This is a genomic window from Leptospira chreensis (assembly GCF_016919165.1).
GTDB lineage: Bacteria > Spirochaetota > Leptospiria > Leptospirales > Leptospiraceae > Leptospira_A > Leptospira_A chreensis.
Genome location: NZ_JAFFPS010000008.1, coordinates 19137 through 30478 on the forward strand (window position 1 = coordinate 19137; position 11342 = coordinate 30478).

General features: G+C 41.5%; 13 protein-coding genes and 2 tRNA genes. 11 read left to right on the forward strand and 4 right to left on the reverse strand.

Going from position 1 to position 11342, the window contains the following annotated elements; genetic code table 11:
• Positions 1-33 precede the first annotated feature (33 nt).
• On the forward strand, positions 34-1503 hold the full coding sequence (locus tag JWG41_RS01775; RefSeq protein WP_205268275.1) for an acyltransferase family protein: 1470 nt from the start codon (positions 34-36) through the stop codon (positions 1501-1503).
• Between the two features lie 35 nt (positions 1504-1538).
• Here the strand turns inward: JWG41_RS01775 and JWG41_RS01780 are convergent, their stop codons facing one another.
• The gene (locus JWG41_RS01780) at positions 1539-3080 is read right to left on the reverse strand and encodes a phosphatase domain-containing protein (protein ID WP_205268276.1); all 1542 of its coding nucleotides are present in this window, start codon (positions 3078-3080) and stop codon (positions 1539-1541) included.
• A 53-nt stretch (positions 3081-3133) separates the two neighbouring features.
• On the opposite strand from JWG41_RS01780, the gene JWG41_RS01785 reads away from it, so the two are divergent.
• Entirely contained in the window at positions 3134-4906 is a 1773-nt protein-coding gene (locus JWG41_RS01785) for a UbiD family decarboxylase (protein ID WP_205268277.1), read from the forward strand.
• A gap of 110 nt (positions 4907-5016) precedes the next feature.
• The gene (gene rfaD, locus JWG41_RS01790; protein ID WP_205268278.1) at positions 5017-5988 is read left to right on the forward strand and encodes an ADP-glyceromanno-heptose 6-epimerase; all 972 of its coding nucleotides are present in this window, start codon (positions 5017-5019) and stop codon (positions 5986-5988) included.
• A 3-nt stretch (positions 5989-5991) separates the two neighbouring features.
• Here the strand turns inward: rfaD and JWG41_RS01795 are convergent, their stop codons facing one another.
• The 3 genes from JWG41_RS01795 to JWG41_RS01805 form a co-directional block, all read right to left on the reverse strand.
• Positions 5992-6291 (reverse strand): ArsR/SmtB family transcription factor, encoded by a 300-nt coding sequence (locus JWG41_RS01795; protein WP_100790775.1) that lies wholly within the window; start codon positions 6289-6291, stop codon positions 5992-5994.
• Positions 6292-6436: 145 nt separating this feature from the next.
• On the reverse strand, positions 6437-7204 hold the full coding sequence (locus JWG41_RS01800) for an SDR family NAD(P)-dependent oxidoreductase (RefSeq protein ID WP_205268279.1): 768 nt from the start codon (positions 7202-7204) through the stop codon (positions 6437-6439).
• Between the two features lie 58 nt (positions 7205-7262).
• Entirely contained in the window at positions 7263-7955 is a 693-nt protein-coding gene (locus JWG41_RS01805; protein WP_205268280.1) for a histidine kinase, read from the reverse strand.
• 213 nt (positions 7956-8168) lie between these two features.
• Between JWG41_RS01805 and JWG41_RS01810 the strand changes: the two genes are divergently transcribed.
• From JWG41_RS01810 to rplL, 8 genes are all read left to right on the forward strand, one after another.
• A tRNA-Thr gene (locus tag JWG41_RS01810) sits at positions 8169-8240 on the forward strand.
• A 5-nt stretch (positions 8241-8245) separates the two neighbouring features.
• Positions 8246-8319: transfer RNA gene (locus JWG41_RS01815), tRNA-Trp, on the forward strand.
• Between the two features lie 43 nt (positions 8320-8362).
• Positions 8363-8551: a preprotein translocase subunit SecE gene (gene secE, locus JWG41_RS01820; protein ID WP_002973751.1), complete on the forward strand. Its 189-nt coding sequence runs from the start codon at positions 8363-8365 to the stop codon at positions 8549-8551.
• Between the two features lie 8 nt (positions 8552-8559).
• The gene (nusG, locus tag JWG41_RS01825) at positions 8560-9114 is read left to right on the forward strand and encodes a transcription termination/antitermination protein NusG (protein WP_002973653.1); all 555 of its coding nucleotides are present in this window, start codon (positions 8560-8562) and stop codon (positions 9112-9114) included.
• 37 nt (positions 9115-9151) lie between these two features.
• The gene (gene rplK, locus JWG41_RS01830) at positions 9152-9577 is read left to right on the forward strand and encodes a 50S ribosomal protein L11 (RefSeq protein ID WP_205268281.1); all 426 of its coding nucleotides are present in this window, start codon (positions 9152-9154) and stop codon (positions 9575-9577) included.
• 24 nt (positions 9578-9601) lie between these two features.
• Positions 9602-10294: a 50S ribosomal protein L1 gene (gene rplA, locus JWG41_RS01835; RefSeq protein WP_002974044.1), complete on the forward strand. Its 693-nt coding sequence runs from the start codon at positions 9602-9604 to the stop codon at positions 10292-10294.
• 12 nt (positions 10295-10306) lie between these two features.
• Entirely contained in the window at positions 10307-10840 is a 534-nt protein-coding gene (gene rplJ, locus JWG41_RS01840; RefSeq protein WP_205268282.1) for a 50S ribosomal protein L10, read from the forward strand.
• A gap of 35 nt (positions 10841-10875) precedes the next feature.
• The gene (rplL, locus tag JWG41_RS01845) at positions 10876-11256 is read left to right on the forward strand and encodes a 50S ribosomal protein L7/L12 (protein ID WP_002983005.1); all 381 of its coding nucleotides are present in this window, start codon (positions 10876-10878) and stop codon (positions 11254-11256) included.
• Positions 11257-11342: the final 86 nt, after the last annotated feature.

An 11342-nucleotide genomic window follows, 5' to 3' on the forward strand; every position in this document is an offset into this window, starting at 1 on the left:
TTTATCAAGACAGTATGCCAATATCGTATCATTATGAAAGAATATTTTTTAGAAATTTTTAAGAAAAACAAAAAGGAAATAAATGAGTTGTACGGGATCCGTGCACTTAGCTGTTATCTGGTAATCCTATTTCATTGTTTTGCATTTTCCATTGATGCCTTTCCCAGTCATTATGCTCCCTATTTGAACAACGCGCAGAATGTCGAATTTTTGATGAGTTTGTTTTTTGTGATTAGTGCTTTTTTGGTTTCTACTTCCTTCTCAAGAGAACTGGAAAGAGCGAGTTTTCTGGAAAGTTGGAAAAACTTTGTAATCAAACGTAGTTTGCGAATTTTTCCGGCATTCTATGTAATCTTGTCGATTACGCTTCTCATTATGGCAGGAGTCTTAAAGAAAAGCCAAGAAATGGAAGGAGCTTCCACCTTTGCCGAAGGAATTGTTGGTTTAAAATTAAAACTTTCTTTTTGGTGGACGGACTTAGCTTATATTTCTAATTATTTTCCAAACCGTATTATGGTGCATGGTTGGTCTCTCTCCATGGAAGAACAATTCTATCTGGCTATGCCCATTGTGTTTTTATTTTATACAAAAGTTCTTGCCAATCGAAATCAGAAATTTGTTTTTTTAATTCTACTTCTTTTACTTCCTAATTTCATTCGTTATTATTATTTTCAAAATTCTACTTTTGAATCGTTTGATATTTATGTACAAACATTGTTTCATCCCATTCATACACATTTCGAACCCTTTGTTTATGGAATTTTGCTGATGGAGCTTTGGAGGTCCAGTAAGATCTCCACTGAAATTAAGGGACTCAAAACTGCTTTTTTTAGTATTTTCACTGTTTTGTTTTTGATTTTTTGTTATGTATGTACATTAGAATTTTCGGAAGCAAAAGAATACTTTATTGTTTATCGAATTAGTTTTTATTCCTTTTTTGCTTTTGTGATTGTTTTTGGGTCAGTGGGGGGATTCTTTTCGAAAATCTCTTGGTTTTTAGCGAACCCATTTTTAGTATTCATCGGGAAACTCAGCTACGGAATTTATTTGGTTCATATGCTCGTGAATGCAACGGTTATGTTGACCGTACTCGATCATAAAATCGTAGAAAATAACGATGTGGGTAGGTTGTTTAAAGCATCCTTTATCAGTTTGTTTATCTCAACGATCATTGCTCTTGTCAGTTATCTTGTGATCGAGAAACCATTTTTAAAAATCAGGGAATGGACCCAGGCCCGGTTTGATATTTCTACCAATACGTTTTATTATGTAAAAGGAAATGCCAAAGAAAGGGTGCTTGTCTCTTTGTTTTTAACCTTTCTTTCCTTTTTTCCTTACCTGATCATCAAACAAATGGTTGCTGTTGATTTTATCCCCAAAGGGACTTTCTCCACCGCTGTCATTTGGCTGTGTTTGATCATTCCTGTGTTCATCAATCTCGTAAGCTTAAGCGTTAAGAAAAAACTGTTTTTCTATTATTATTTAAGCCGCTTTCAAGATTAAACAAAGTTCTAAAGAACTTTATGTATTGTAAAGTTCTAAGACTTAAAGGCAGAAACAAGACCTTCTTTTAGTTTCTGTCTTGCTCCTTCTGCTGCTTTGGGGATTGTCAAATCCTCAAGTAGCTTTAACAGAAACCCTTCGTCCACTAATTTCCCCTCTAACACCTTTCCAATCATTCCCGCCACCACAGCTAGATTTTGTTCGATGGTAAAATAACCTTCGGATTCCAAAATCAACGCCATTCCTATTGCACCTTCCGTTCCATAAAATGCTTGGTTGGTCCCAAATACGGACTCATACATTCCCGCCGGAAGTGCGTCCTTAACTTTTTCACGCATTTCCTGTTCGCTCGGTCCATGCCCCGTTCGATTGATGATACTCAAATTAACTGGATTTACGTTTCCGTGAATTCTATGGATTTCTTCCGCAAGCAAACGAATTTTTTTGGCGGCATCCCTTGTGATCGCATCACGACCAAGGAAATTTAGTTTATAAAGATATTCTTCTAATTCATCTCCAGTCAGTTTTCCCATACAGATGATTTGATAGAGAGTGAAGATCATATAATCAGATTCTGTATTATCACCGAGTAGAATTTCTTTGGATTCTATGGGTAAGTAGATCCGGTCATAAAGCAGGATGGAAAGTTTATAGGACATTTGGTCAAAGAGACTTTGGTAGGAGGCACCTAAGAATTTTTTAGTCCGAGACCAAGCTGGTTTGAATCCATTTTGTAAAAATTCGATCGGATTAAAAATCGTACCGAGCACTTTATCGAAAACACCTTTGATGGTTCCTTCTAAGTATTTTAAATGTAAGGATTCGATTTGGATATTGTCTTTGGCAATGGTCGCAAGCATGGTTCTGCGAAAGAAGTGAGGGCTTGCGGAAATAAAAGCGAGTGGGGCGTTCGAGAGGGAAGTTCTAAGTTCCCTATACAGTTCTGGCATTCCCGGCAGTGCCTGCTTTTGGTTCGGTGTTTCAAAGACGGCTGTGAACTTTCCCTTCCCCGAATGGATGTCGGTGGCCAAATACGTTTGGTCGATATCGGATGTGACCACAAGTCCTTTGTAGTCTTCGGAAAGGATACGGAGTTTGCCCTTACCCACCATGGTAGTCTTTCCTAAAATGGAATCTTCTGTGGAATTGAGATGGGCTAAGTCTTTGGAGTATTGACGAAAACTATCCAGACCTTCTAGAATCACTTGGAAGTCATGAGATCCTACGGGAAGTTTGTCCCTGATTTCACAGGAAAAAAATCCATCCTCATCGGCTTTGATTTTTCCCGAACTATAGATTTTGTTTCCGGCCAAATCGAAAACTTCCAATTTCAATACGGGTTTTCTGACCGGTGCCAAAGAGAAATCGAGAAAGGGGGTGATTTTTGTTTCTTCTCCAATAAAGAGTCCGGTCATAAGATCCCAAAGCCCTTCGGCTTTCATTAGATCGGTAATCCCTACATCCACCACCTGTCCTCTGACGTAAGATCGCCTCTCTCTTCCTAAAGATCCTCCGCAGACAGCAATTCTTTTGATATCGGTAATGATTGGTTGTGTGGTATTTGGTTCTTGGGACATAGAATTTATGCCCTAGAGCATCTAAGAAAACAAGGAGCCGTCTATTCCTTTTTATGGTTTCACTACGATCCACCAATGATTTTGTCCGACTTTTGCAAAAGGAAGGAGAGCTCCATGTAGTTTCCGATCCTGTGGATCCTTATTTGGAACTAGCAGAGATCCAAAGGCGTGTGGTCGCCAAAAAAGGCCCAGCCCTCTTATTTACCAATGTGAAAGGAACTAAGTTTCCGGTGGCGACCAATCTCTATGGATCAGAAAAGAGAATCCATTTGGCTTTTGGGCCAAAGCCGGTCGCAACCATAGAGCGTCTGGCCAAACTTGCTAAAGAAATTTTCCCGCCCCGGTTTTCTAAACTTTGGAAAGAACGTTCCCTTGGGCTTTTGCCTTTCCAAGTGGGTTTAAAACAAGTGAGAAGAGCTCCTGTGCTCTCTGGTAGCGTTCTCTCGACAAATGACTTACCCCAACTGGTTTCTTGGCCCAAAGACGGAGGAGCCTTTGTGACCCTCCCTTTGGTTTATACCCAACATCCAGAATCAGGAAATGGAAACCTAGGAATGTACCGTGTCCAACTTTTCGGTGACAAGACGGTAGGGATGCACATCCAAATCCATCGGGGTGGTGGATTCCATTATTATGAGGCCGAAAAAAATGGCCAAGCCCTCCCGGCCCATGTGTACATCGGCGGACCTCCGGCACTCACCATTGCTGCGGTCGCTCCTCTTCCCGAAGAAATCCCCGAACTTGTTTTTGCTTCCTTTTTAATGGGAGAAAAACTTCGAATGACAAAGGACAAAGCGGTCTCCCCATATCCCATTATTGCTGATGCTGACTTTGCCTTGATCGGAACCATTCCTCCTAAACTTCGAAAACCGGAAGGTCCCTTTGGAGACCACTACGGATACTATTCGTTGTTACACGACTATCCCTATTTGGACCTAACCCATATCCGACACAGAAAGGATGCGATTTGGGCCGCCACTGTTGTGGGAAGGCCTCCCCAAGAAGACCACTACATAGCTGAGTTCTTACAAGATTTACTCTCTCCTATGTTTCCACTTGTTATGCCACAGGTGCTAGGTGTTTGGGCTTACGAAGAGTCAGGGGTTCATTCCCTGGCGGCAGCTGTCGTGAAAGAACGCTATTTCCGAGAAGCTTTTATGGGAGCTCTTCGGATACTGGGAGAAGGGCAGTTGTCTCTTACCAAATGTTTACTTGTGACAAACGAACGAGTGAATCTTAAAAACTTTTCGGAAACCTTCAGAGTCATTACAGAAAGATGTGATCCAAGAACTGATTTTTTTATCTTTAGCCATATCAGCCAAGATACTTTGGATTATACCAGTGGAACGGTGAACAAGGGAAGTAAGATGCTTTGGATGGGAATCACGGAAGCCAATGCCTCTTTAAAGTATCCCAACTTACCGAAGGAATTTTCTGGAAATTTCAAAGACAAACGTTTCCAAAATCCGAAAGTGTTTTTGCCAGGAGTCCTTGTGGTGAAAGGTTCAGCTTATGTTAAAGAGGATCATTTGGCACTGGCTTTATTGCAAGAAGACTTAAGTCGTTTCCATTATGTATTCCTTGTGGATGATGCAGAAGATTCTGTGCGAACTGATTCGGATTTTATCTGGACTATGTTTACCCGAATGGAACCGGCCTCCGACGTTTATGCCAGAACGGAAACCAAACAAAACCATATTGCTTATGAAGTTCCCATTGTCTTTGATTGCCGGATGAAACCTTGGATTCCCGAAGTTCTGGTTCCTCTTTCGGAAACGGTCAAACAAGTGGACGAGAAATTTGGAAGGATGATCGACTTGGTCTGACTTCCTCTGATTTCATGTAATCGGATTCTTTTGGATCCGCATTTGTTTTTCTTCTTTGTAAAAAAAGTGAATGGTAAGAAACGAAAGGTTATAAAAACTAAAACGAAGACATGGCAAAAAAATTAACTTTAGTCACTGGCGGTGCGGGTCTCATCGGTTCGCAAATCATCGAAGATCTCAATCACAATGGGAATACGGATATCTTGGTTGTGGACCATCTGGGAACTACAGAGAAATGGAAAAATCTACAACGAAACTTTTTCCAAGACTATTATGAGAAAGATAAATTCGAATCGCTTTTGGATGCGGGACATTCTCTTTTCAATGAAATTTCGGAAATCTATCACTTAGGTGCCTGTTCTGCCACAACAGAAAAAGATGCTACCTATCTTATGCAAAATAACTTCCATTATACGAAGAAACTGGCTGAGTTTGCCGTCGCGAGAAACATTCCCTTTCTTTATGCATCGAGTGCGGCTACTTATGGGGAAGGAGAATTTGGATACAACGACAAAGCTCCTATTGAGAATTTAAAACCGTTAAATATGTATGGGTATTCCAAACAACTATTTGATCTTTATGCTAAAAAAACGGGGATCGCTGACAAAGTCATTGGACTCAAATACTTCAATGTCTTTGGGTATGGGGAAGCACATAAGGGAGATATGCGTAGCCTTGTTTTGAAAGGTTATGAACAAATCCGCGATACAGGGAAATTAAAGTTATTCAAATCCTATAAACCGGAATACAAAGACGGGGAACAAAAACGAGACTTTCTCTATGTAAAGGATGCCAGTAAAATTAGTATTTATCTTTGCAGTGAACGAAAGTACGGATTGTACAATGTGGGACGAGGGGTTGCGGAAACTTGGAATGAACTAGCGAACGCTTTGTTCGCTGCCATGGGTAAACCCGTCAACATTGAGTATGTGGATATGCCTGATTCCTTAAAAGGCAAATACCAATACTATACCTGCGCGGAAATGGAAAAGATAGGGCAAACGGGTTATCCCTTTGGTTATACCAACCTCCGGGATTCAGTGGGAGAGTATGTTCGTTTCCTTGTGGAAGAAAAGAACTAGTGTTTACTTTTTATACACTTTGACAATGGTTTGGATCAAATCTTTGAACTTTGGATCTTTCAAACTATAGAATACTTGGTTGGATGATTTGCGGGATTCTAAGATTCCGTTGTTTTTCATCTTACTTAAGTGTTGGGAGGCAGCCGATTGGCTCGTTCCTAACAATTCAACAAGCTGTCCGACTGTTTTTTCTTCTTTGGCTAGGGTATAAAGAATCAAAAGGCGGATAGGGTGGGCGATCCCTTGGATCCCCTTAATGGCTTGTTCCAATTGTTGTTTAGTGAGTTCAGTTTTTATTTTCATCAGTAAGAATTCCGTTATATCCTTATGACGAATCTATCCTGTATTTACCTACGAAATTTTTTTCGTTTGTAAAAAAAATGACAAAGCCATGCAATAAATTTTGAACACCCCCGGCGGCAACCGAGGGCAAAGTGATTAATCGAAGTTAGATTCGAACTCCACCGGAGATTTCTAAAACAACACCGGTAACCAAATCATTGGAGATGATGAACTCTGCAGTGGATGCAATTTCATCTGGTTCCCCTAGTCGTCCCACAGGGATGATGGATTTCCATTTGTCTAATGCTTCTGGGTTCATATCTTTTAAGACCATTTCCGTTCCGATAAAACCGGGAGCAATCCCTGCCACTCGGATTCCAAATTTGGCAAGTTCTTTGGACCAAGTCACTGTCATTGCCGCCACTCCGGCCTTCGCTGCACTGTAATTGGTTTGTCCTGAATTTCCGTGCATAGCAATCGATGCGATGGGAATGATCACTCCCTTTTTTTGTTCTACCATCTTTGCCGCTGCTTCTCTTGCCGTAAGGAAAACACCTGTCAAATTCACATCAATGACGGATTGCCATTGGTCGATTCCCATCTTTCCTTTGACCTTTCCTGTTTCTTTGTCCACGCGGATGAGAAGCCCGTCTCTTAAGATTCCAGCGTTCAAAATGGCCACATCGAGACTTCCTTGGAAAGCTACCGCTTCCTCAATCAGTCGGATGCTGTCTTCTTCTTTGGCCACATTGGCGATGATACCCGTCGTTTTGATTCCTTCTTTTTGGAAGAGGGCGACCGTTTCGTCGAGTTTGTCTTTTTGAATGTCAGAGAGAATGATATTGGCTCCGGCCTTTCCTAAGCGGTAAGCCATTGCCTTTCCGAGTCCACCGGCCGATCCGGTGACGAGAATGTTTGCACCTTTTAATTCCATGTCCACCAGTTTCGAAAATGGCGAACATGAGGTCTATTCAAATCGGGGTTTGATTTTGTTAGATTTCTGCGAGTTCCGCACTTCGAAACGACACATAATTGTCGTTAAATGGAATTTCTACACGAGCGACCGTTCTGTCGGAATGAGTGATGATTCGAAATAGGTTAGGGTCCACTCCTTCATTTTTCAGAAGGATCATAATCAGAGCAATTCCAAGACCCGCACCTTCCGTATTGTCCATATTGTCCATATAGAACTCGGCGATGTCGTTATAGTTCATGGACTTTTTCATTTTTTCACGCATCCGGGCTTCTTCGGTTTTGATTACGGGAGTGTTGTTTGTAACTTCTACAAGGAGGCCATCGGGGCAGTAGTGGAATTTGATTTGGACATAGACACCACGAGCGAGGCATCGTTTTCCATATTCATCAGCCATCTTCTCAGAAAACTTTTTGGAATAGTCTTTGATTCCTTGGAAGTAGTCGTTTTCGTCAGTGATGTCGAGTCCCTCGTCTTCAAAGAAAACTCGTTTTTGATTGGCTTTGATTCCGTTGATGGTTAATTCTTTGGAGATGGTGTAAAGCATCTCCACAAATTGGGTTTGTCCCACTTCCGCAAGAATGTTTGTGATGAGTCCAAGGACGTATTGTTCTAGTTGGCGATTCATCCGCGAAGAACGGACGACTATTTTGGATTTTGCCTTTACCAAATCAGGGATTTGTGTTTCTAATTCTATAAATGGTTTCGCCACGAATCATTCCTTAAAGCGGGGATTGTTCCCACATGGTTCTATTATCGAACGGGGAAATCCACAACTAAAATCTCAAGGGAAATTCACTGTTTTTCTTGTTTTTTCTCCATTTCCATGAAATAAACTCATTTTCCATTGACCAAAGAGCCTCATTTAAAATAGTGTAAAAAACCTAGCCTTGCTTGGAAACCCGCGCTTGGGTGGGAAACGTTTGCCCTCTTAGCTCAGTGGTAGAGCACTTCCATGGTAAGGAAGGGGTCACCAGTTCAAGCCTGGTAGAGGGCTTGTTTAGGGCTGTAGTTTAATGGTAGAACTAGGATCTCCAAAGTCCTTGGTGGGAGTTCGATTCTCTCCAGCCCTGCCAGATACTGCAGAATATATAGAATTAGAGAACAGGACAAGGATCAATGAAAGCTACGAGTTTCATTCAGGAATGTAAAGCAGAACTTGAAAAAGTGCATTGGCCTACGCGCCAAGAAGTGGTGAGTTCTACCGTTGTAGTCCTAGTTACAGTATTTATCTTTTCCCTATTTTTATCAGCTTCGGATTTTGTTTTCCTGAAACTGTTAAAGTGGTTCTGGGCATTAGGAACATAGGTAGGGAAGTGGGCGATTCTTTAGATAAAAAATGGTATGTGCTTCAGACCTATTCCGGACACGAGAATAAGGTGAAGACAAACATTGAAAAGATGGTCCAACAACAAAAGCTGGAAGACCAAATTTTCGCGGTAAAAATTCCTTCAATGGAAGTTGCCGAGATGAAAAACGGCAAGAAGAAGGTTACTAAGAAAAAACTCATGCCGGGTTATGTTCTCGTTGAGATGAACATGACGGATGACCTTCGATTTAAAATCCAGAACTTACCTTCTGTGTCTACGTTTGTAGGCGGAAAAGGAAAAGGGCCGGAGCCACTTTCACTTGATGAGATCAAAAACCTCTTCAGTGATGTGGGAAGTGTGGAATCGGAAGAAGTTTCGAGACCTCGTTTCCTATTCAAAGTGGGCGAAACATTGAAAATTATAGATGGTCCGTTTGCTAATTTCACAGGACTTGTGGATGAAATTTTCCCTGATAAAGGAAGACTCCGCGTTCGTGTAGAAATTTTCGGAAGATCCACTCCTGTAGAGTTGGATTACCTCCAAGTAAAATCGGAACAATAGAACTGATAGATTGATTTGAGTAAGGAACTATAACGAGATGGCTGCAAAGAAAGTAGTAAAACAAATTAAACTCCAAGTGGAAGCAGGGAAAGCAAACCCAGCTCCTCCAGTAGGTCCCGCTCTTGGTCAAGCCGGACTCAATATTATGGAATTTTGTAAACAGTTCAATGAGAGATCAAAAACTCAAATGGGACTCAAACTTCCTGTAGTAATCACTGTTTATTCTGACAGAAGTTTTACATTCGTAACTAAATCTCCTCCAGCGGCTCTTCTTGTATTGAAGGCGCTTGGCTTACAGGGTGGATCTGCCACTCCACACACTGTAAAAGTGGGAACAATCAAACGAGCTCAACTAGAAGAAATTGCAAAAACTAAGATGGAAGACCTCAATGCGAACGATATGGATGCAGCAATCAACATCATTGCTGGAACTTGTCGTTCCATGGGTGTAAACGTCGAGTAATCATAGGAAACGGGAACTGAAGTCATGAAACGCGGCAAAAAGTATATCCAACTCAAAGAGAAAGTCGATCGCACAAAGGCTTATACCCTTGGCGATGCAGTCGGTTTGGCAAAAGCTACTAGTTTTTCCAAATTCGATGGAACATTAGAGATTTCGACTAAAATCAATTATAAGTCTCTTCAAAACGTTAGAGGAACAATTTCTCTTCCACACGGAACTGGTAAAACAATCAAAGTTTTGGTTTTCTGCAAAGGAGACAAACAAAACGAAGCAAAAGAAGCGGGCGCTGACTTTGTAGGAGATATGGATCTCATTGAAAAAGTTGCTGGTGGTTGGACTGATTTTGACGCTTGCGTTGCTACTCCTGATATGATGAAGGAAGTAGGAAAGCTAGGTCCGGTTCTTGGCCGTAAAGGTCTTATGCCGAAACCAAAAGCAGGAACAGTGACTACTGATGTATCAAAAGCAGTAAAAGAACTAAAAGCCGGCCGAATTGAATACCGCCCTGACAAAGGGGGAGTGGTTCACTTAGGGGTTGGAAAATGTTCCTTCTCTGATGATAAACTTTCTGACAACATCAATGCAGTAGTGGCAGCACTTATGAAAGACAAACCTTCCGATGCGAAGGGTGATTATTTGAAGTCTTTCTCTGTTGCGGCAACTATGGGAATCGGCGTGAAAGTCGATGTGAAAGAACTAGTAAACGCGAACATATAACGAGTAAGAACAATGGCAAATTCATCTAAAATTGAAGCAGTAGCGGAACTTAAAGGTCGTCTTGAAAAAAGACCCAATTTCATTTTAGCATCTTACAGTGGTTTAACTGTTGAAGATATGTCTAACCTTCGTGCGAAACTTCGCAAAGAAGGATCGGAGATGAAGGTAATCAAAAATAACCTGTTTCTCCGTGCTTTAAAAGAGTCTTCTGAACATAAAAATAACTCCATTGATTTTGGAGATATTTACAAAGGCCCTCTTGCAGCTATTTTCTCTCTGGATGCACTTCCAGCAGTAGCGAAAGTTTGTAAGGACTTTGCAAAAGATAAGAAGGAACTCGAAATTCGAACCGGCTATATGGACGGGGAAGTTTTGGGTAAATCTGGAGTAGAAGCGATTGCTGGACTTCCGTCCAAACAAGAACTTCTTGCGCAAATTGCTCGTGGGGTCAATGCTCCTGCAACACAAATTGCTTCTGGAATCAATCAAATCATGGCATCATTGGCACGCGCCATCAATGCTGTAGCCGAGAAAAACGGCAATTAGTAATCATAGTGATTAGTAGGATAAGGAGAATATAGATGTCTGTTGACGCGCTATTAGAACAAATTGGAAGTCTTACACTGGTTCAGGCAGCTGATCTAGTGAAAAAGATGGAGGACAAATTCGGGATTTCTGCTGCTGCACCAGTTGCGGTAGCGGCGGTTGCGGGTGCAGGTGGTCCAGCTGCTGCTGAAGAGCCTGCTACTTTCAATATCATCTTGAAAGCACACGGTGACAAAAAGATCGACGTTATTAAACTCGTTCGCGAAATCACTGGTCTTGGATTGGCAGATGCGAAAACGCTTGTTGAAGCTGGTGGAAAATCAGTGAAAGACGGTGTTTCTAAAGACGAAGCTGCTGATATTAAGAAAAAACTCGAAGGTGTTGGGGCTCAAGTAGAAGTTGCTGCTGCCGGTTAATCGGTTGCCAATTTTTAAACCCAGTCTTCAAAAACTTAGAGGCAGGGAGGCCGTAGGCGTCCCCACCTCTATTTTTTCGTTTATCA

Coding starts and splice junctions, on each gene's coding strand:
- JWG41_RS01775 (WP_205268275.1), top strand. CDS start 34: ATGAAAGAATATTTTTTAGAAATTTTTAAGAAAAACAAAAAGGAAATA.
- JWG41_RS01780 (WP_205268276.1), bottom strand. CDS start 3,080: ATGTCCCAAGAACCAAATACCACACAACCAATCATTACCGATATCAAA.
- JWG41_RS01785 (WP_205268277.1), top strand. CDS start 3,134: ATGGTTTCACTACGATCCACCAATGATTTTGTCCGACTTTTGCAAAAG.
- rfaD (WP_205268278.1), top strand. CDS start 5,017: ATGGCAAAAAAATTAACTTTAGTCACTGGCGGTGCGGGTCTCATCGGT.
- JWG41_RS01795 (WP_100790775.1), bottom strand. CDS start 6,291: ATGAAAATAAAAACTGAACTCACTAAACAACAATTGGAACAAGCCATT.
- JWG41_RS01800 (WP_205268279.1), bottom strand. CDS start 7,204: ATGGAATTAAAAGGTGCAAACATTCTCGTCACCGGATCGGCCGGTGGA.
- secE (WP_002973751.1), top strand. CDS start 8,363: ATGAAAGCTACGAGTTTCATTCAGGAATGTAAAGCAGAACTTGAAAAA.
- rplK (WP_205268281.1), top strand. CDS start 9,152: ATGGCTGCAAAGAAAGTAGTAAAACAAATTAAACTCCAAGTGGAAGCA.
- rplA (WP_002974044.1), top strand. CDS start 9,602: ATGAAACGCGGCAAAAAGTATATCCAACTCAAAGAGAAAGTCGATCGC.
- rplJ (WP_205268282.1), top strand. CDS start 10,307: ATGGCAAATTCATCTAAAATTGAAGCAGTAGCGGAACTTAAAGGTCGT.
- rplL (WP_002983005.1), top strand. CDS start 10,876: ATGTCTGTTGACGCGCTATTAGAACAAATTGGAAGTCTTACACTGGTT.